The 19996-nt window shown below is 74.1% G+C and carries 15 protein-coding genes; 9 read left to right on the top strand and 6 right to left on the bottom strand.

The features are described from left to right. The first annotated feature begins 36 nt into the window (after positions 1–36). Complete coding sequence (locus AB0G08_RS01200; RefSeq protein ID WP_358081346.1) at positions 37–1626, top strand: mucoidy inhibitor MuiA family protein; 1590 nt, start codon at positions 37–39, stop codon at positions 1624–1626. 4 nt (positions 1627–1630) lie between these two features. Here the strand turns inward: AB0G08_RS01200 and AB0G08_RS01195 are convergent, their stop codons facing one another. Then, positions 1631–3283, bottom strand: a complete 1653-nt coding sequence (locus tag AB0G08_RS01195) for an alpha-amylase family protein (protein ID WP_358081343.1) — start codon at positions 3281–3283, stop codon at positions 1631–1633. Between the two features lie 118 nt (positions 3284–3401). Between AB0G08_RS01195 and AB0G08_RS01190 the strand changes: the two genes are divergently transcribed. Next, complete coding sequence (locus tag AB0G08_RS01190; RefSeq protein ID WP_358081340.1) at positions 3402–4004, top strand: DUF1349 domain-containing protein; 603 nt, start codon at positions 3402–3404, stop codon at positions 4002–4004. Between the two features lie 85 nt (positions 4005–4089). Further along, positions 4090–4758 (top strand): DedA family protein, encoded by a 669-nt coding sequence (locus tag AB0G08_RS01185; RefSeq protein ID WP_358081337.1) that lies wholly within the window; start codon positions 4090–4092, stop codon positions 4756–4758. Between the two features lie 187 nt (positions 4759–4945). Here AB0G08_RS01185 and AB0G08_RS01180 read toward each other — a convergent pair whose 3' ends face one another. The 4 genes from AB0G08_RS01180 to AB0G08_RS01165 all read right to left on the bottom strand — a co-directional run bounded on the left by AB0G08_RS01180 (position 4946) and on the right by AB0G08_RS01165 (position 9244). Continuing rightward, positions 4946–6349 carry a cellulose binding domain-containing protein gene (locus tag AB0G08_RS01180; protein ID WP_358081334.1) on the bottom strand — a complete coding sequence of 468 codons (1404 nt, stop codon included), beginning with the start codon at positions 6347–6349 and terminating at the stop codon, positions 4946–4948. A gap of 268 nt (positions 6350–6617) precedes the next feature. Further along, positions 6618–8039: a carbohydrate-binding protein gene (locus tag AB0G08_RS01175; protein ID WP_358081331.1), complete on the bottom strand. Its 1422-nt coding sequence runs from the start codon at positions 8037–8039 to the stop codon at positions 6618–6620. 72 nt (positions 8040–8111) lie between these two features. Further along, positions 8112–8861, bottom strand: a complete 750-nt coding sequence (gene yidC / locus AB0G08_RS01170; RefSeq protein ID WP_358081329.1) for a membrane protein insertase YidC — start codon at positions 8859–8861, stop codon at positions 8112–8114. 89 nt (positions 8862–8950) lie between these two features. Then, on the bottom strand, positions 8951–9244 hold the full coding sequence (locus AB0G08_RS01165; protein ID WP_358081326.1) for a DUF6412 domain-containing protein: 294 nt from the start codon (positions 9242–9244) through the stop codon (positions 8951–8953). 1043 nt (positions 9245–10287) lie between these two features. On the opposite strand from AB0G08_RS01165, the gene AB0G08_RS01160 reads away from it, so the two are divergent. From AB0G08_RS01160 to AB0G08_RS01145, 4 genes are all read left to right on the top strand, one after another. Further along, positions 10288–11442, top strand: coding sequence for a glutamate--cysteine ligase (locus AB0G08_RS01160; RefSeq protein WP_358081322.1), 1155 nt, complete (start codon positions 10288–10290; stop codon positions 11440–11442). 13 nt (positions 11443–11455) lie between these two features. Then, a complete protein-coding gene (locus AB0G08_RS01155; RefSeq protein WP_358081319.1) occupies positions 11456–12835 on the top strand; it encodes an FAD-dependent oxidoreductase in 1380 nt (459 codons plus the stop codon). Between the two features lie 114 nt (positions 12836–12949). Then, entirely contained in the window at positions 12950–14368 is a 1419-nt protein-coding gene (locus AB0G08_RS01150) for a WGR domain-containing protein (RefSeq protein WP_358081316.1), read from the top strand. Between the two features lie 166 nt (positions 14369–14534). Beyond that, the gene (locus AB0G08_RS01145) at positions 14535–15413 is read left to right on the top strand and encodes an aminoglycoside phosphotransferase family protein (protein WP_358081314.1); all 879 of its coding nucleotides are present in this window, start codon (positions 14535–14537) and stop codon (positions 15411–15413) included. Between the two features lie 113 nt (positions 15414–15526). On the opposite strand, the gene AB0G08_RS01140 is transcribed toward AB0G08_RS01145, so the two are convergent. Further along, positions 15527–16336, bottom strand: a complete 810-nt coding sequence (locus tag AB0G08_RS01140) for a DNA-formamidopyrimidine glycosylase family protein (protein WP_358081311.1) — start codon at positions 16334–16336, stop codon at positions 15527–15529. Positions 16337–16775: 439 nt separating this feature from the next. On the opposite strand from AB0G08_RS01140, the gene AB0G08_RS01135 reads away from it, so the two are divergent. Then, positions 16776–18545, top strand: a complete 1770-nt coding sequence (locus AB0G08_RS01135; RefSeq protein ID WP_358081308.1) for a ricin-type beta-trefoil lectin domain protein — start codon at positions 16776–16778, stop codon at positions 18543–18545. A gap of 196 nt (positions 18546–18741) precedes the next feature. Beyond that, positions 18742–19617, top strand: coding sequence for a thrombospondin (locus AB0G08_RS01130; protein WP_358081306.1), 876 nt, complete (start codon positions 18742–18744; stop codon positions 19615–19617). Positions 19618–19996: the final 379 nt, after the last annotated feature.

Below are 19996 nucleotides of genomic sequence, written 5' to 3'. Positions count from 1 at the left end.
CGCCGTCACGAGCGCCGTCCGACTACTCTCCCGGCCGTGGAGGCTGTGGAGATCGAAGCACCCGTCGTCGGCGTCACCGTCTATCCGGACCGGGCCCGGGTCACCCGCCGGGGCAGCACCCGGCTGGCCGCCGGTGAGCACCGGGTACGCATCGCACCGTTGCCGCTGGGCCTGCGGCGGGACTCGCTGCGGGTCGGCGGTCGGGGCGCGGCCACGGTGCTCGGCGTGGACGTCACGACGTGGCGGCAGCCACGCAGCACCGACGGGCAGGTCCGCGAGCTGGAGCAGCGCGACCGGGAGCTGGCCGACGAGCTGGCCGAGGTCGAGGACGCGTGCGAGGTCGAGACGCAGCGGGGGCAGTTCCTCACCCGGCTGGCCGACCGGGCCGGCGGCACGTACGCCCGCGCGCTGGCCTCCGGTGACGCCGCCCCGACCGACGTGGCCGCCTTCGCCGACTCGGTGGCGGGTCAGCTCGCCGACTCCCAGCGTCGCCGTCGCGCGTTGGCCCGGCGGCGTACCGACCTGACCGAGGAGCTGGCGGCCGTCAAGCGGCAGCTGGACGCCACGCGCGGCAAGCGGAAGCCGGACCAGCTGGTCGCCGAGGTGACCGTGTCGGTGGACGCCGACGACGACGAGCTGGACCTGGAGCTGAGCTACCTGATCGACGGGGCCCGCTGGCAGCCCTCCTACGACCTGCGGCTGGTCGACGACACCATGACCGTCACCTGGTTCGGGCTGGTCAGCCAGGACACCGGCGAGGACTGGCCGGAGTGCGTGCTCGAACTCTCGACGGCCCGGCCGGCGGCGGCGACCCGCGTACCCGAACTGACGCCCTGGTATCTCGACCGGGCCCGGCCGCTGCCGCCGCCGATGCCGATGGCGGCGTCGGCGAGCTTCGGCGCGATGCCGCCGCCCCCGGCGCCCGGCGCGGCGCCCCCCGGTGCGACGGCCCGGTCCGGCCCGCCACGCGCCGAGGTGCGGCAGAGCGCGGCCACGGTCGAGCAGGGCGTCGCCGCGGCCACCTACCGGCCGGCCCGCCCGGTCGCGGTGCCGGCGGACGGCAGCGCCCACCGGGCCACCATCGCCGTGCTGGAGCTGCCGGCACAGCTGGACCACGTGACCGTGCCGGTCCGCGCGACCGAGGCGCACCTGCGTGCCACGGTCCGCAACACCTCGTCGCACACGCTGCTCCCCGGCCCGGCGGCGGTCTTCCACGGCGCCGACTTCGTCGCGGCCACCCGGCTGCCGACGTGGGCGCCCGGCGAGGAGACCGAGCTGGCACTCGGGGTGGACGACCGGGTCCGGGTGGAGCGGAAACTCAGCCGGCGCGCCGAGACCCGGGCCACGCTCGGCTCGACCCGGCGACGGGACGTGGAGTACCGGATCAGCGTCGCCAACCACACGCCCCGGCCGGCGACCGTCGAGGTACGCGACCAGCTGCCGGTGTCCCGCGACGAGGCAGTGGTCGTGCGGGAACCCACCCTCGTCCCGCCCCCGGCCGAGCGCACGGAGCTGGGCGAGCTGACCTGGCAGCTGCGGCTCGGGCCGGGGGAGAGCGGCGAGATCACCATGGGCTTCCGGGTCGAGCTCGCCAAGGGGGTCGAGCTGACCGGCTGGCGGGAGTGACCGCTCAGAGGCCGCGCCCACGGCAGAGGCGGATCCACCGGTAGCCGTAGCCGGCCACCTTGAGGCGGTCCAGCTTGCCGACCTCGCCGTAGTTGCGGTCGGCGAGGACGTCGATGGGCAGGTCCGCCTCGGGCTCCAGCGTGCTCAGGTCCACCTCGGCGTCGGTGGTGCCGAGGTTGTGCACGAAGACCATCGTGCCGGTGCGCCCGTCGGCCCGGTGCGCCAGCACACCCGGCGGCATCGCCACGTCGATGTGGGTGGTCGAGCCCGAGCCCACCTCGGGGGCCTCGCGGAGCGTACGGATCATCCGCTCGAACCAGGCGAGCAGCGACTTCGGGTCGCTGCGCTGGGCGGTCACGTTGACCTTCTCGTACGAGAAGTCGCCCTTGTCGATCACCGGGCGGACCAGCTTCTCCGGGTCGGCCGTGGAGAAGCCGGCGTTCGGCTGGTACGACCACTGCATCGGGGTGCGGATCGCCTCCCGCCCCGGCAGCGACAGGTCCTCCCCCATGCCGATCTCCTCGCCGTAGCGCAGCACCGGCGTGCCGCGCAGCGAGAACTGCAACGCGTACGCCAGCTCGATGCGGCGGCGGTCGTTGCCGAGCATCGGGCCGAGCCGGCGGCGGATGCCCCGGTCGTAGATGCGCATGTTCTCGTCCGGGCCGAACTCCGCGTACACCTGGTTGCGCTGCTCGGCGGTGAGCCGGGAGAGGTCGATCTCGTCGTGGTTGCGCAGGAAGGTGGCCCACTGCCCGCCCTCGGGCAGCGCCGGGGTGTCCCGCAGCGCCTCGATGATCGGCTCCGGGTCCTGCCTGGCCAGGGCCAGCATCAGCCGCCCGTTGAGCATGAAGTCGAAGAGCATGTGCAGCCGGTTGCCCGAGCCGCCGCTGTCGGCGAAGAAGGTCGGCAGCTGGTCGGGCTCGACGTTGGCCTCGGCGAGCAGGACGGCGTCGCCCCGGCGCCACTGCACGTGCTGACGCAGCTCGGTGAGGAACTCGAAGTCCTTCGGCGAGTTCGGGTTGCCCGGCTCGGTCAGCTCGATGATGAACGGCACCGCGTCCATCCGGAAGCCGGAGACGCCGAGCTGGAGCCAGAACGAGACGATCTTCTTGATCTCCTCGCGGACCGCCGGGTTCGTGAAGTTCAGGTCCGGCTGGAACTTGTAGAACCGGTGGTAGTACCAGGCCTTGGCGGTCCGGTCGTAGCTCCACGTCTCGTGCTGCTCGCCGGGGAAGACCATGCCCTGGTGCCGGTCGCTCGGCTCGTGGTCGGACCAGACGAACCAGTCCCGGTACGGCGAGTCGGGCGAGGAGCGGGCGGACTGGAACCACGGGTGCTCGTTCGAGGTGTGGTTCACGACCAGGTCGATGATCACCCGGATGCCGCGGTTCTGCGCCTGGTGCAGCAGCTCGGCGAAGTCGCCGAGGGTGCCGAAGCGCGGGTCGACGTTGTAGAAGTCGGTCGCGTCGTAGCCGTCGTCCCGGTTGGGCGACGGGTGGATGGGGTGCAGCCAGAGGCAGGTCACGCCCAGCCGGGCGAGATAGTCCAGCCGGCCGATGAGCCCCCGGATGTCACCGACCCCGTCGCCGTCGGAGTCCGCGTACGTGTCGATGTCGAGGCAGTAGACGACCGCCTCCGAGTACCACCTGTCAGCCATGCCTGGCTAATGTCTCCGATCCCGCCGTCCGGCAAACGCCGACGTCGGCTCGGTGGCCCGCGCAGGCGCCGGTCGCGCCGGTCGCGCCACCTCGCGGGCCGGCGGTACGGTCGCCGGCATGGGCAACGCGGAGCGGGCGGTCGACTGGGCCGAGGGTGAGTGGTGCAACGAGCCGGTGCGGGTCGAGAGCGGACGGGCGGGCGAGCTGCTGGTGCAGCCGGCCGAGGGCAGCGACCTGTGGCGGCACACCTCGTACGGCTTCGTCCACGACGACGCCCCGGCGCTGCTCGCGCCGCTGCCCGTCGGCGAGGCGGTGGAGGTGGCCTTCGTCCTCGACTACGGCGAGCAGTTCGACCAGGCCGGCGTGCTGGTGCGGGTCGACGAGCGGAACTGGGTCAAGGCGGGGGTCGAGGTCAGCGACGGCCAGCCGCAGGTCGGCGCCGTGGTGACCCGGGAGGTCTCCGACTGGTCGGTCGCCCCGGTGCCGCTGTGGGCCGGGCGGGAGGTGACCGTCCGGGTCAGCCGCGGCCGGGACGCGCTCACCGTACGGGCCCGCTCCGACGACGAGCCGTGGCGGCTGGTCCGGCTCGCCCCGCTGGCCCCGGAGGCGGTGGCGACGGCCGGGCCGTACTGCTGCTCCCCCACCCGGGCGGGCCTGCGGGTCCGGTTCACCGGCTGGCGGCGGGGGCCGGCCGACGCGGCGCTGCACCCGGAGGCTTGAACCGGGTGGCCCGACTCACGGGCAGGTGTGACGGCCGGGCCGAAGGGTAGAGGAATCTGATCCGCACCCGGCCGAAAGGATCGCGATGGCACTCGCCGAGAACGTCGACCCGACCGAACTCGGCGGCCTGACCGGATGGGTGGCGGGAGTGATCGACGCCGCCGGCGCCATCGGGGTGGCCCTGCTGGTCGCGCTGGAGAGCATCGTCCCGCCGATCCCGAGCGAGATCGTCCTGGCGATGGCCGGCTACCTGGCCAGCGAGGGACGGTTCAACGTCGTCCTGGTGGGGCTCGCCGCCACCGCCGGTTCCCTGGCCGGGGCACTCGTCCTCTACTGGCTGGGCGCGGCCGCCGGCGAGGACCGGCTCAAGCGTTGGCTCGACCGGCTGCCCCTGGTCGACCTCGACGACCTGGAGCGGGCCGACCGCTGGTTCGAGCGGCACGGCCGCTGGGCGGTGCTCTTCGGCCGGATGATGCCGGTGGTACGCAGCCTGATCTCCATCCCCGCCGGGGCCAACCGGATGCCGCTGCCGGAGTTCATCGCGTTCACCACGCTGGGCAGCGGCATCTGGAACGCGCTCTTCGTCGGCCTGGGATACGCGCTCGGCTCCCGCTGGCAGCAGATCGAGCAGTACAGCAAGTGGTTCGACTACGGCATCATCGCCATCTTCGTCGTGATGATCGGCTTGTGGGCGGTCAAGAAGACCCGCCGCCGCCGCGCCCGCCACCACGACCACGCCGACGCCACCCCCTGACCCGCCCGCCTGCCCCGCCCACCCCCACCCCCACCGCGCCCCACCCCCACCGCGTCGATCATGCAGTGGTGGTGCCGGATGTGACCGCGTACGCGGCTTACGCGGACCACCACGACTGCATGATCGACGCTGGTCTGGGGGTTCGGGCCGAGGGGGCGGGGCGGGGGTAGGGGCAGGGGCGGGGCGGTCAGGGGAGGGTGTCGAGGTGGGGGGCCACCGTGCGGGCGAAGGTGTTGCCGTTGGTCACGTCCCAGTTGACCGACCAGGTCATCGCGCCACGGATGCCCGGGTAGGTGCGCGGCGGGCGGAAGCTGCCGCAGTTGGTGCCCCGGGCCAGGCAGTCCAGCGCGGCGTTGACCACGGCGGGTGCGACGATGCCGCCGCCGGCCGCGCCGGGGCCGGCCGGCAGGCCGAGGCCGACCTGGTCCGGGCGGAGCCCGGCCTCCAGTTGGATGCAGGCCAGCGCGACGATGAAGTTCACCGTCCCCTGGCTGTACGCGGCGTTGCGGTCGCAGCCGAGCATCGCCCCCGAGTTGTAGAACTGGGTGTTCACGACGGTGAGGATGTCCCTGATGTCGAGCGCCAGCTTGAAGTAGCTGCTCTCCGGGGACTGCATGTCGATGGTCTGCGGGGCCATCGCGATGATCAGCCCCGCGCCCACCCTGGCCCGCAGCGAGCGCAGCGCCTGGGCCATGTAGGTCGGGTTCAGCCCGTTCTCCAGGTCGATGTCGACCCCGTCGAAGCCGTACCGCTGGATCAGCGCGTGGACGCTGTCGCTGAACGCGGCGGCGGAGGCAGCGTCGTTGACCGCCACCCGGCCCGTCTCGCCGCCGACCGAGATGATCACCTTCTTGCCCCGGGACTGGAGGGCGCGCACGTCGGCGGAGAAGTCGGCGTCGGTGTAGCCGCCGAGCGCGGTGGACAGGCCGGGGTCGACGGCGAAGGTGACCGCCCCCGGCGTGGCGGTGGCCTCGGCGAAGGCGACCGCGACGACGTCGTACTCGGCCGGCACGTCGCGCAGCCGCAGCTCGACCGCCGGGTTGTCGAAGTTGTGCCAGTACCCGGTGAGGAGGTGCTTCGGCAGGCCGGTGTTCGGCGGCGGGCTCGTCGGGGGCGGCGTGGTCGGGGGCGGCGTGGTCGGGGGTGCGGTCGTCGGCGGCGCGGTGGTGGGCGGCGCGGTGGTGGGGTTGGTGCCCCCGCCGCACGCCGTGCCGTTGAGCTGGCAGTTGGTGGGCGCGCCCGGCCCGGAGCCGAGGAAGCCGAACGAGACCGAGGCGCCCGGGGCGATACGGCCGTTCCAGGACCGGTTGGTGAAGGTGTGCCGCTGGCCCGACGAGGTCAGCAGCGCGTCCCAGTAGCTGCCGACGGTGGTCCCGGCCGGCAGGTCGAAGGCGACGGTCCAGCCGTCGACCGTGGACCCGCCCCCGTTCGTGATCGTGAACTTCCCCTCCCAGCCCGATCCCCAGTCGGCCGTCTTGACGAAGCTGGCGGTCACCCCGGCGGCGAACGCGGGCATCGCCACCCACACCGCGCCGAGCGCCGCGACCACGGCTGTGACCAGCGAGAACACCAGAGATCTGGATCGTTTCACGACACCCTCCACACCCGGACGCCATCCACCGGCATCGACATTGACGCCCATTATTAGGAGTGTTAACTGTTTCTGTCCAGAGCCGCCCGCGGCAGCGCGGGACAGAAACCCGCCGGCCGGACGGCAGTGCGGGACCGGAACCCCGGGCGGCGAGCAGCCGGAACCCGCCAGGCGGGCGGCGAGCGACCGGAGCCCGCCCTGGCGGGGAGGCGACCGGAACCCGCCCGGCGGCGGAGCCCCCGGCGACGGCCCGGGGGCTCCGCGCGGCTCAGCGGCGGAAGGTGAACCAGTTGACGTTGACGAAGTCGGCGGGCTGTCCGCTGGTGAAGGTCAGGTAGACGGTCCGGCGGCCGGTCGGGCCGGCGACGTTGCCGGGGACCGAACGCCAGCTCTGCCAGCCGCCGGTGTTCCCGATCGCGAAGCTGCCGATCGGCGGGCCGGTCGGGCTGTCCAGCCGGACCTCCACCAGCCCGCTGACCCCGCCCGCCGCACCGGAGGCGACGCGGGCGACGAAGTCGCGGGGCGCGGTGGCCCCGAACTCGACGTTGTCGAACCGCACCCAGTCGCCGTTGCGCAGCGCGCCGATGTTCTGCCCGCCCTCGGCGCACGCCTCGACGAGCACCCCGTTCTGCGCGTTGAACGATTCCGCCTGGATGGTCGCGTACGCGTCCCGCACCCCGCCGGGCGGCGGGGTCGTCGGCGGCGGGGTCGTCGGCGGTGCGGTGCCGCCACCCCGGCTGTACACCGCCACGTAGTCGACCAGCATCGGGCGACCGGGGACGGTGGCGGCGGTCGGCGTGGCGCCACCGGCCACCCCGTTCGGGAAGGCCCCGCCCATCGCCACGTTGAGCAGCAGGAAGTAGCCGGCGTGGCTGGTCATCTGCGACCAGTACGGCTCGCCGACCCGGGTCTGGCTCACGCTGTGGTAGAGCTGCCCGTCGACGTACCAGCGCAGCTGCTGCGGGCTGGCCGAGGCGTCCCACTCGAACCGGTAGGTGTGGAAGGCCGACTGGCAGGTGCTGCCGGGGCAGGCCCGGGACGCGCCGATGCCGTTGAACTCGTCGCACGGCCCGCCCGGGGCCACCCCGCAGTGCAGCACGCCCCAGACCGAGTTGAGGCCGTTGACGTTCTCCATGACGTCGAACTCGCCGATGCCCGGCCAGTTCTGGTAGTTGCCCCGGTACGGCGAGCCGAGCGCCCAGAACGCCGGCCAGTAGCCGGCCGCCTGGGCCCCGGTGACGTTGGGCATCTGGATGCGGCCCTCGATGGCCAGCACGCCACCGGACGGGGGCTTGAAGTTGCTGCGCACCGTCTCGATCCGGGCCGAGGTCCAGCCGCCCGAGGCGTCGCGCAGCGGGGTGATCCGCAGGTTGCCGCCGCCGTCGTGGCTGACGTTGGCCGTGCTGTTGGTGTAGGTCTGGATCTCCCCGGTGCCCCAGTTCGGCGGGCCGCCGGGATAGCTGGTGCCGGTGTCGATGATCCAGTTGGCGGCGGACGGCAGCGTGCCGGCCGCACCGGTGAAGTCGTCGCTCCACACCAGACTCCAGCCGGGCGCGGGCGCCGGGACCGCCGCGTTGGCGGTCACCGTCATCGCGGTCAGGGCGGTCGTGGCGGCGGCGAGGAGGGCCAACGCCAGGGTCAACCGGCGTCGCGGGGGCGGGGCGGCGGGCGCCGCCGGGGCAGGTGTCATTGGACGTGCCTCTCTGCGCGGACGGTCGAGAGAGCGCTCTCTCACGAGTTGTACGTGCCGGCTCCGCAGATGTCAACGCTTATCGATGTCCGCCGGCGCGGGGCGCGGGCGGCGCAGCACCGCCTGCTCCGCCGCCGACCAGGCGGTGGTGGTGACCAGGTAGATCACCGCGGCGAGCGGCAGCACCAGCGCCACCAGCACCGTCGTGTACGGCAGCAGCGGCAGCAGCCGGCCGAGCACGGCCGCGCCGGGCCCCTGGGTCGGCGTGCCGGCCACCGTGCCGGTCGCCTCCGCCGCGCGCCGCATCCGCCGCGACGTCCACCAGGCGAGCGCGAGCAGGGCCGCCAGCAGGACGCCGAACAGCGGCAGCGCGCCGCCGTCCCACCCGTCGCCGAGGTGGTGGCCCAGCGGCACGCCGGCCAGCCGCTCGTCGAGCAGCCCGGTGCCGCCGTCGGCGGTGGCGAAGAGCCGGTACATCACCAGCAGGACCGGGGCCTGGAGCAGCAGCGGCAGACAGCCGGACACCGGGCTGGCGCCGTTGGCCCGGTAGAGCGCGAACAACTCGCCCTGCAACCGGGCCGGGTCGTCCGCGTACCGCCGCTGGAGTTCGCGGACCTCGGGGGCGAGCGCCGCGCGGCGCCGCTCCCCACGGACCTGCGCGAGGGTGAGCGGCGAGATCAGCAACCGGACGACGACGGTGAGGACGACGATGGCGGCGGCCGTGGCCGCGTCGCCGGCCAGCGGTTCGAGCAGGGTGGTGAACCAGCCGAGCGCGCGGCCGGCGGCGCCGACGGCGTCGTGCAGAGGTGCGAAGGCGAGCATGGGTGACCCCTCGGTCCGATTCCGGGTGCCGGTCCGGCGGGTGAGTCGCCGGACGGGCGGATGGCGGCGGAATCGGCCGCGCGGCGGTGCTACGCGGCCGAGGGGTGCGGCCCGGGTGCGCGGGGACGGGGACGCCCGGCGGCGTCCGGGTCGACCTGCCGGGGCACCCGGCGGCGCCGGGCCCGGGCGCGCAGGGCGGCGGCGCGACCTGCCCGGGGCGCGTCGACGACGCCGGCCGCGTGCGCCGCGAGCGCGACGACGAGCAGCGCCACGGCGGCGAGCGCGGCCCCGGCGAGCAGCCCGGCCGGGCGGTCGGCGAGCAGCGTCAGGTGGGCGAAGGCGTACGCCCACGCCCCCAGCACGATCCCCAGCAACCCCGGCACGCCGACCAGCCTAGGACCCGTTGTCACGCCGCCCGGCCCGTTCGCGCGACAACCACCTCCGCACCCACCCTGACCTGCGCTTATGCGACAGTTCCGGGGTGGACGGAGGCGCGGCGGCAGTGGTACGACTTGGTGCGTCGGCAGCCAACGTCGGCGTGTCGTCCCTTTCGGTCGGCGGTGATTTCCCGCGTCGTCGGGCGCCGCGCCGACCCGGGCGGTGGGAGCGGGCCCTCCCGGTGCACCGCCGGCGGCGGGCGCCCGCCTCGGCCGACGGGCCGCCTCGACGAGGTGACGGGCCATCGAAGGAGCCGCCGTGCCCCACAACCAAATCCGCTCCCGGCACCAGCCCTTCGAGATCGCCATCATGGCGACCGCCCCGGTGTGCGGGGTCCTCCTGATCATCCTCGACGTCCGGCCGCAATCGGTCGAGATGGCGATGCCGGGCCCCATCCAGGCCGGGTGGGAGTCGGGCCTCATCGTCGCCGGCGTCGCCGGGCTGCTCGGCGTCGTCTGGCCGGGCCGGCTCTCCACCGCCCTCGGGATCGAGCTCGCGTCAGTGCTCATGCTCGGCACGATCACCGGCATGTACGCCGTCGCCCTGATGGTGGTCACCGGCCCGCAGGGGGTCGCCGCGACGTCGTTCGTCTTCGCGGTGGCCGTCGGTCGGCCCGCGAGCAGGAACGGCAGCTGCGGGCCACGGTCTGGGACCTGCGCCGGACGCTGGACCGGTGGCGGGAGGCGATCCTGGCCCCGGACGCCACGCTGCGCCGCGTCCGCGCCCTGGTGCAGACCGGCGAGGACCGCCGACCGCGCTGACTCCGCACCGCGCGGGTCGCCCCGCGGGCCGGGGCGCGGGTCCCCCGCCAGCCCGCAAGCCGGCGCGTGGATCCCGCCCGCCTCGCGAGCCGGTGCGCGAGGTCCGGCCGCCCCGCGAACCGGCGCGACGGGCGACACGCCGGGCCGCGTTTCCCCGCCTCGGCACGGTGGGTAACCACTGATCGACCCGACGCGGACGGACCGCAACCGGGCGCGAAGGAACGGTGATGGCGATGGCGGGCCAGGTGGCGGAGGCGCCGAGCGGCACGGCCGAGGGGACCGACCTGCTCACGGTGGGTGTCGAGGAGGAGTTCCTGCTCGTCGACCCGCACACCGGAGCCGCGGTGCCCGCCGTCGACCTCGTCATGGAGCAGGTGCCGCCCGAGCTGCGCGGTCAGGTGGAGCGGGAGTTCCAGACCAGCCAGATCGAGATCGGCAGCCCGCCCGGCCTGGAGCTCTCCTCGATCCGGCACTCCCTCGGGGTGCTGCGGGCCGCGCTCGCCGACGCGGCCGAGCGGGCCGGCGTACGGCTGCTCGCCATCGGCACCGGGCCGGTCGACGGCCCGGTGCCCCCGGTGGTCGACAAGCCCCGCTTCGACCGGATGATCGAGCGGTTCCGCCTGCTGGTCCCCGGCCCCGGCAACAACGGCATGCACGTGCACGTCGGGGTGCCCGACCCGGAGACCGGGGCGCAGGTGCTCAACCACGTCCGGCCCTGGCTGCCGGTGCTGCACGCCGTGACCACCAACTCCCCCTTCGCCAGGGGCGAGGACACCGGGTACGCGAGCTGGCGGTCGGTGGAGTGGGAGCGCTGGCCGTCGGTGGCGCCCACGCCGTACCTGGAGTCGCACGAGCACTACGAGCGGCTGATCCGGCAACTGATCGCCAGTGGCGTGATGCTCGACGAGGGGATGCTCTACTGGTACGCCCGCCTGTCGGCCAAGTACCCGACGGTGGAGATCCGGATCGGCGACGTCTGCCCGTCGGTGGACGACGCGGTGCTCGTCGCCGCCCTGGTCCGGGCCATGGTGGCGACCGCGCTGGACGACATGGCCGCCGGCCGGCCCGCCCTGCGCACCGACCACCACCTGCTGGTCGCCGCGCACTGGCGGGCGGCCCACGACGGGCTGGAGGGCGACGGCGTCGACCTGACCGACGGCGAGCTGCGCCCGGCCTGGGAGCTGTTCGACCAGCTCGTCGAGCGGCTGCGCCCGGCGCTGGAGCGACACGGCGACCTCGACGAGGTGAGCGACCTCGTCGCGGGGCTGCGCCGGCACGGCAGCGGGGCGGCCCGGCAGCGGGCGGTCTTCGCGCGTACAGGCAAGCTCGTCGACGTGGTGGAGGACGTCGCGCGGCAGACCCGCGGCGCGAGCCGCTCGTGACAGGATGGTGCCCGTGGCGCAACGGCTGATCGTCATCGGTGGGGACGCCGCGGGGATGGCGGCGGCGTCCCAGGCGCGACGCCGCCGCGACCGCGGCGACCTGGAGATCGTCGCCTTCGAGCGGGGGCACTTCACCTCGTACTCGGCGTGTGGCATCCCGTACTGGATCAGCGGGCTGGTGCCCGAGCGGGACCAGTTGATCGCCCGCGACCCGGAGACCTTCCGGGAGAAGTTCGACATCGACGTCCGGCTCCGGCACGAGGTGACCGCCATCGACCTCGACCGGCGCGAGGTCCTCGCGCGGGACCTCGACGGCGGCGGCGAGGTCCGGGAGCGCTTCGACACCCTGATGTACGCCACCGGGTCGGTGCCCAAGAAGCCCGGCTGGGCCGACACCGACGCCGGCGGGGTCTTCGGGATGCAGACCCTCGACGACGGCGCCGCGCTGCGCGACTGGCTGGAGTCCGAGCCCCGGCCGCGCCGGGCGGTGGTGATCGGCGGCGGCTACATCGGCGTGGAGATGGCCGAGGCGCTGATCCAGCGCGGGCTCACCGTCACCCTTGTCGAGCAGGCCGAGCAGCCGATGGCCACCGTGGACCCCGACATGGCAGCGCTCGTCACGGACGCGATGCGGGGCATCGGCATCACCATCCGCACCGGCCTCGGGGTGACCGGGCTGGAGGAGACCGACGGTCGGGTGTCCGCGGTGGTCACCGCCGAGGGGCCGATCCCCGCCGACGTGGTCGTCCTCGGTCTGGGCGTACGCCCCAACACCGCGCTCGCGGAGGCCGCCGGCCTGCCGCTGGGCACCACGGGCGGGATCCGGGTGGACCGCCGGATGCGGGTGCAGGGCGTGTCGGACGTCTGGGCCGCCGGCGACTGCGTGGAGACCGTGCACCGGGTCACCGGGCTGCCGGTGCACGTGCCGCTGGGCACCCACGCCAACAAGCAGGGCCGGGTCGCCGGCATCAACATCGGCGGCGGGTACGCCACCTTCGCCGGGGTGATCGGCACCGCCGTCACCAAGGTCTGCGAGCTGGAGGTCGGGCGCACCGGGCTGCGCGAGAAGGACGCCACGGCGGCGGGGTTCGAGTTCGTCTCGGTGATCGCGGAGTCAACCAACCGGGCCGGCTACTACCCGGGCGCCCGGTCCATGACCGTGAAGCTGATCGCGGAGAAGCCCAGCGGGCGGCTGCTCGGGGCGCAGATCGTCGGCTGGTCCGAGGCGGCCAAGCGAATCGACACCCTCGCGGTGGCGCTGTGGAACGGCATGACGGTGGACGACATGACCGCGCTCGACCTGGGCTACGCCCCGCCGTACGCCCCGGTCTGGGACCCGGTGCTGATCGCCGCCCGCAAGGCCGTCGACGCCCTGGCCGCCGTCGACCGCTGAGGGAAGGGCCCTTCCGCACGCCCCGGGTGGGCTTTGTCGGGGGCGGCGGTTAGCGTGTGCCCGCTGTCGCCGCCGGCCACGTCGGGCCGGTCGCTGACCCCCTCGGAGGCCCCCATGTCGCAGGAGACGACCTACCTCGAACTGTCCGAAGCGGACGGTGCGCACAAGTTCTACGAGGTCGTCGTCGACGACGCCGCGCTGACCGTCCGCTACGGCCGGATCGGCGACCAGGGCCAGGTCAAGACCACGGCCTACCCCGACAACGCCAAGGCCCGCGCGGCGGCGGCGAAGAAGATCGGCGAGAAGGTCCGCAAGGGCTACGCCCCGGCCGTGCGCGGCGTGCGGCAGAAGCGCGCCGTCTCCCGGCGGCAGATCGTCAGCACCCGCTCCACCGCCCGCACCGCCCCGGTGCTCTGGCGCTACGACTCGGGCGCCCCGGCCTTCGGCATCTTCGTCGACGGGCAGAGCTGCATGGTCGGCAACGAGCGCGGGGTGATCACCACGCTCGGCCACGACGCCCGGGTGCTCAACCAGGTCCGCCTCCCCGAGGGGGTGAAGTGCATCGTCGCCGACGACGCCTGGATCTACGCGGGCTGCGACGACGGCAACGTCTACGACCTGTCCGGCAAGGTGCCCCGGGTGGCGTACGAGATCGCGCCGGAGATCGACATCTACTGGCTGGACATCCACGACGGGGTGCTGGGCGTCTCCGACGCGGGCGGCGGCATCGTCGCCGTCGACCACGAGGACGAGTTCCTCTGGCGCCGGCAGGGTCGCGGCCGGTCGGCGTGGATGGTGCGCTGCGACGCCGACGCGCTCTACCACGGCCACTCGCAGGGCGTGACCGGCTACGACTGGCGGACGGGCCAGGAGCTATGGCACACCCGCACCGGCTCGGTGCTCTTCGGCTGGCAGGAGCCCGGCGCGGTGTTCGCGGGCACCGGCACCCGGGAGGTGGTGCGGCTGGCGAAGGACGGCCGCACCGAGCGCACCTACCGGTGCGACGCCCCGGTCTTCTCCTGCGCCACTGCCGAGGGCGGCCGCTACGTCTTCGCCGGCGACAGCCAGTCCTCGATCTACTGCTTCGACGCGGCGGGCAACCGGCTGTGGAAGCTCGGCACCGGCTGCGGCTCGGCCTACTCGATGCAGTACCACGAGGAGCGGCTCTACGTGGTCACCACCGGCGGCTACCTGGCCTGCATCGACGCGAGCGAGCCGGCGATCCGGGCGGCCGAGGCCGGCAGCGTGCCGGAGGTGGTCGACGTCAAGGCCCCGCCCCGGATGCCGGAGCCGGCGGCGTGGACGACGGTCGAGGTGACCAGCGACGTCGACGGCGGCGTGGTCGTGCAGTGCGTCGAGGACCGGGGCCGGCTGCGGGTGCACGTCGTCTCCCCCGGCTACCACCGGGACTGGTCCGTGCAGTTCCCCAAGGGCATCCGGGAGCCGGGCGCGCGCTACCTGGTCACCCAGGTCCGCGAGTCCGGCCGGGGCGGCTTCTACCGCGCCCACGGCGACATCCGCCGCCTCCGCTGACCGCTCCCTCCTCCCCACCGCCCCCGATCCGGCCCGGTGATCAAGAGGTTTGCGTCCGGTTCGATCTCCGTGGCGGACCGGAACCTCTTGATCACCGAACCGGCCGGGCGGGCGGGCGGGCGGAATCGGTGGTGCGGGCCGGGCGGTCACGGTCCAGGATGGCCGGATGGATTCCGACCTCCTGATCCCGGACGGGCTGGCGTGGGTGCGGGGCGTGCCGGCCGGGCGGGAGTGGCTGGCGGCGCTGCCGGAGCGGCTGGCCGCCTGCGCCGCGCGCTGGTCGCTGCGGCTCGGGCCGCCCTTCCCGTACGCCTTCGCGTCGCTGGCCCTGCCGGCGGAGCTGCCCGACGGCACGCCGGCGGTGCTCAAGCTCCAGTACCCGGACCCCGACAGCGTGCACGAGGCCACGGCGCTGGAGCACTGGGCCGGGGTGGGAGCGGCCCGGCTGCTCGCGCACGATCCGCAGCGGCGGGCGCTGCTGGTCGAGCGGTGCGTGCCCGGCACGCCGCTGCACGCCCTACCCGCCGACGCGGCGCTGGACGTGGCGGTCGGGCTGCTGCCCCGGCTGTGGCGACCGGCCGGCCCGCCGTTCACCCCGCTCGCCGACGAGGCCGCCGGCTGGATGGAACGGCTGCCGGCGAACTGGGAGCGGGCCGGCCGGCCGTACGAACGGCGGCTGCTCGACGCGGCGCTGGGGCTGCTGGCGGACCTGGTCGGCAGCCAGGGCGCGCAGGTGCTGGTCAACCAGGACCTGCACGCCGGCAACGTGCTGCGGGCGAGCCGGGAGCCGTGGCTGCTCATCGACCCGAAGCCGTTGACCGGCGAGCGCGAGTTCGGCGTGGTGCCGCTGGTCCGGGGCGCGGAGCTGGGGCACTCGCCGGACGCCGTCCGGCACCGGCTGGACCGGCTCAGCGCGGAGCTGGGGCTCGACCGGGAGCGGGTACGCGGCTGGGCGATCGGGCAGACGCTGGCCTGGAGCATCGGCGAGGGGAAGGTGTTCCCCAACCAGGTGGAGGTGGTCCGCTGGCTGCTCGCAGCCGGGTGACCCTGCGGCGACGGGGGCCAGGGGCGGCGGGCTCACGACCGGCGCGCCGCTGGTGGTCCGCCCGGTCCGAACGCGGGTGCCGGTTCCGGGATGGGTGTGGCGAGGGCGGGGCGTCAGCTCCGCTGGCAGGTGGGGCACCAGTAGAGGTTGCGGCCGGCCAGTCCGCCCCGGCTCACGGGCGTGGCGCAGACGTGGCAGGGCTCGCCGGGGCGGCGGTAGACGTACACCTCGCCGCCGTGCCGGTCGACCCGGGCGGGGCGACCCATCGCCTCGGGCAGGTGCGCGTCGCGGACGGTGTCGATCCGGCCGCGGTCGACGGCGAGCCGCATCAGCGCCACCAGGTCCGCCCAGAGCGCGTCCCAGCCGGCGCGGGTCAGCCGCCGGCCGGGCAGCGTCGGCGGCAGTCCGGCCCGGAACAGCGCCTCGGTGACGAAGATCAGCCCGGTGCCGGCCACCACCGACTGGTCCAGCAGCAGCGCCGCCAGCGGCGTCGGGCTGCGGGAGATCCGGGCGTACGCCCGCTCGGGATCGGCGTCGGCGCGCAGCGGGTCGGGGCCGAGCCGGCCGCGCAGCGCCGCCACCTCGGGCGGGGTCAGCAGCTCGCAGGCGGTGGGGCCGCGCAGGTCGAGCCAGTGCCGGTCGCTGGTCAGTCGCAGCCGCACCTGGCCGACCGGCTCCGGCGGCTGTCCGGCGCCGTCGGTGAACCTGCCGTAGAGCCCGAGGTGCACGTGCAGGGTCAGCTCGCCCGCGTGGTGGTGCAGCAGGTGCTTGCCGTACGCCTCGGTGGCCTCCAGGACGGTGCCGGAGAGCCGGGCGGCGCCCTCGGCGAAGCGGCCCTGCGGGCTGGCGGCGTGCAGCTTGTCCCCGCCGAACAGCTCGGCGTGCCGCGCCGCCAGGCGGTGGATGGTGTGTCCCTCTGGCACGGGTGCCAAGGATAGCCAGCGCGTCCGGCCGCGACCTGCGGCTTCGGTCGCCACGGGAGGCGACCCGACGCCGTCGCCGGCGGGGCGACCCGACGGTGCCAGCCCCCCGGTGCCGCCTGACGCCGACACCCGATCGGGCAGATTCATTGACTTCTATTACGAAGGAATATTAACTGGGTCTTACGGAGGTTCGGACGAGTCCGGGCAATCCATGACATAAACGCGCCCGTTACCGGCCGGTTCGCGCACGTCCACACATCTCCCCCATCGCCGCGCGAGAGGAAGCCACCCGATGTCCCCCACCCCCGTATCCGCCACAGCGGGCCACCGCCGACGAGCCCGGGGCCGAGTCGCGTCCGCAGGGCTGCTCGCGCTCTGCACCGCCGTGGCCGCCGCCACGGTCACGCTTCCGGCACCGGCGTCCGCCGCCAACGAGCCGGTGAACGTCTGGCTGACCACCACCACGGACCCCGGTGGCCGCCAGGTCAGCCGCGGCCTCCAGCAGCAGGCCCCGCTCGCCTTCGCCCCCTCCAGCGGCGGCGCGACGCACACCATCACCGTCAACGAGAACACCCGCTACCAGCAGTTCGAGGGCGGCGGCGCGTCGATCACGGACACCACCGCGTACCTGTTCCGGGGCGGGCCGATCAGCGCGGCCACCCGCGACGCCGTGATGCGCAAGCTCTTCTCCCCGACCGAGGGCATCGGGCTCTCCTTCGTCCGCAACCCGATCGGCGCCTCGGACCTCTCCCGCCCGGGCAACGTCTCCCTCGACGACACCTGCTGCGACCTCAACGACTTCTACAGCAACGGCTACGACACGGACGTCCGGCTGCTCACCGCCCAGGCCCGGTCGCTCAACCCGGCCCTGCGGGTGAAGGGGGTGCCGTGGAGCGCCCCCGGCTGGATGAAGGACAACGGCCGGATGGACCAGATGGGCTGGCTCAAGTGGGAGTACTACCCGATGTACGCCCAGTACCTGGTCAAGTACGTGCAGACCTACCAGGCCGCCGGGATCCCGGTGAACTACCTGTCGGTGCAGAACGAGCCGAACTGCTGCAAGCCCAACGCGCCGACCGAGATGAACTACCCGGGCATGAGCTGGAACGGGTCGGGGCTGGTCGAGTTCACCAAGAACCACCTCTACCCCGCGCTGCGCGCCGCCGGCCTCAGCACCAAGGTCCTCGTGCACGACTGGAACTACGGCGACTACTCCAGCTTCGGGGCGGTGCTGCTGGCCGACCCGGGCATCCGCAACGATCCGCTCTTCGGCGGCATCGCCTGGCACGGCTACTTCGGTGAGCCGACCGTGGGCACCCAGGTGCGCAACCAGTACCCGTCGGTGCGTCAGTTCAGCACCGAGCACTCGGGCGGCACCTGGATCGGCAACCAGCACAACGAGGACCTGGCCGACATCGTCAACTACGCCCGCAACCACAGCAGCAGCCTGGTCAAGTGGAGCCTCGCCCTGAACCAGAACATGGGCCCGCACAACGGCGGCTGCGACGTCTGCACCGGCCTGGTCACCGTGCAGGAGGGCGGCCCCCGGGCCGGCCAGGTCGACTACACCGTCGAGTACTACACCACCGGCCACCTGACGAAGTTCGTCCGGCCCGGCGCGTACCGGATCGACTCGACCGCCAACGGCGCGGTGCCGAACGTGGCCTACGTGAACCCGGACGGTTCCAAGGCCCTCATCGCGCACAACGGCGGCACCGGCACCCAGTCGGTCAAGGTTGTCTGGGGCGGACAGTCCTTCACGTACTCGCTGCCGGCCCGGACCACGGCCACCTTCACCTGGTCGGGCAGCCAGTCCGGCGGCGGCCGGACCGGCCCGATCGTCGGCCTGGCCGGCAAGTGCCTCGACGTCGCCGGGGCCAACAGCGCCGACGGCACCGCCGTCCAGCTGTACGACTGCAACGGCAGCGCCGCGCAGCAGTGGACGCTCGGCGGCGACGGCACCGTACGCGCCCTGGGCAAGTGCCTGGACGTGCGGGACAACGGCACCGCCGACGGCACCCGCACCCAGCTGTGGACCTGCACCGGCGCCGCGAACCAGCGGTGGACCGCGACGGCGGCACGCGACCTGGTCAGCGTCAGCGCGAACAGGTGCCTGGACGTGGTGGACAACAACCCGGCCAACGCGACACCGACACAGATCTGGACGTGCACCGGCGGCGCGAACCAGAAGTGGACGGTGCCCGCCTAGTCCGGCGGCCCACTGGGTCCCGCCGCGCACCCCCGCCCCGGCGCGCCGGGACCCACGGACCACCAGCGGTACGCGCCGGCACCACCGCTGCCGGCGCGTACCCCGTGTCGGAGGACGACCGCCTGGGTATTGCAGACGCGTACCGCGTGGGCGGCGTCGTTCCATCGGCCACCACGCATTCATGAGGAGGTGTGTTGTGGTCAGGATTCCTTCGCTGTCGCGCCGGTCCGAAGAGGCGCCGACACGGGACGAGAACCTCGACGGCCGCGTCGACGGCCGCGACGCCCCGGTCGACACCGGCCCGGAGGGCGCGACGCGGACCGACGCGGACCGGAGCACCGCGCCCAGCCGTCCGGTGGTCACCGACCGGGACGGCGAGCAGACGACGTACCGCAGCAGCGCCGCTCCCGACGCTGCCGAGCGGGACGGCGCCGCCGGGCGGGACAGCGCTGCCGAGCGGCGCGCGGCCGAGCGGGCGGCCGTCGCCCGGGCCGCCACGGCCCGCCCCACCGACGACGACTCCCGACGCGCGCCCCGCGGCACCGAACCCGACCCGACCCTCGAACGGACCCTCGACGGTCGGACGACCGACCTGGACCGGAACGCGACGGCGCTGGCCGCCCGGACGGACCGGGACCGCACCGAGGACCGCCCGCTCGACCGGGACCACGCCGCGGACCACGCCGTCGACCGCGACGGCGACGGCGTGGCCGACCGCGAGCCGGAGCGGCCCGTGGTCGCCGGTCCGAAGCCCCGGGCCAGCCTGCTCGCCACGCTGGGTCTGATCGTCGGCGTGGCCGGGGCGCTCTTCGTGCTCACCGGCACCCTCGCCGGGTACGGCATCGGGCTCGGCGCCATCGGCGCGGTCCTCGCGGTGCTGGGCCTGATGGCCACCCGCCGCCGGCACATCGCCGGCAAGACCGACGCGCTGCTCGGCATCGCGCTGGGCCTCGGCGCGGTGGTGCTCGGCGTGCTGGCGATGACCGGCCAGTTCGACTGGCCGACCACCGACGGGGACTGGGTGCAGCGGTTCCGCGAGTGGCTTGACTCACAGTTTGTGGACCGCTTCTAGCGGGCACTGTCCGGCTCGCCGGCGATGCGCCGGCAACGCCGGTGGTTCACCGGCGACGCCCGACCAGCCTGGTGGTTCACCAGCCGGGCAACCCTTTTTCGGGGGCGGCGGTTCGCCGCCCCCGAAGTGTTTTCCCAGCTCCCCGCACCTCGCCGTCGCGCTGATTCGCCGTCGCGCCTGCATGGCCGTCGCGCTGCCTCAACCTCGCGCCGCCTCACCGCCTCACCGCCGCGCCGCCTCACCGCCGCGCCGCCGCGCTGCATCGCCGTCGCGCCGCCTCACCTTCGCACTGCTTGGTCGCGCAGCCGGACGCGATCGGGACGCCCCCGGTGCCGGCAGGGTCGTCCCGGCGTGGGCAGCTCGATGCAGCGCATCGCCG

Origin of the sequence: Micromonospora sp. NPDC023644 (assembly GCF_040640115.1) — a bacterium.
Lineage (GTDB): Bacteria > Actinomycetota > Actinomycetes > Mycobacteriales > Micromonosporaceae > Micromonospora.
Note: the sequence above shows the minus strand (reverse complement) of the source record. Positions and strands in the feature narration are given on the sequence as shown.

Bases quoted from the DNA above. Each gene is read 5' to 3' on its own strand.
- AB0G08_RS01190 (WP_358081340.1), top strand. From the start codon at position 3,402: ATGGGCAACGCGGAGCGGGCGGTCGACTGGGCCGAGGGTGAGTGGTGC.
- yidC (WP_358081329.1), bottom strand. From the start codon at position 8,861: ATGCTCGCCTTCGCACCTCTGCACGACGCCGTCGGCGCCGCCGGCCGC.
- AB0G08_RS01195 (WP_358081343.1), bottom strand. From the start codon at position 3,283: ATGGCTGACAGGTGGTACTCGGAGGCGGTCGTCTACTGCCTCGACATC.
- AB0G08_RS01175 (WP_358081331.1), bottom strand. From the start codon at position 8,039: ATGACACCTGCCCCGGCGGCGCCCGCCGCCCCGCCCCCGCGACGCCGG.
- AB0G08_RS01160 (WP_358081322.1), top strand. From the start codon at position 10,288: ATGGCGATGGCGGGCCAGGTGGCGGAGGCGCCGAGCGGCACGGCCGAG.
- AB0G08_RS01150 (WP_358081316.1), top strand. From the start codon at position 12,950: ATGTCGCAGGAGACGACCTACCTCGAACTGTCCGAAGCGGACGGTGCG.
- AB0G08_RS01185 (WP_358081337.1), top strand. From the start codon at position 4,090: ATGGCACTCGCCGAGAACGTCGACCCGACCGAACTCGGCGGCCTGACC.
- AB0G08_RS01145 (WP_358081314.1), top strand. From the start codon at position 14,535: ATGGATTCCGACCTCCTGATCCCGGACGGGCTGGCGTGGGTGCGGGGC.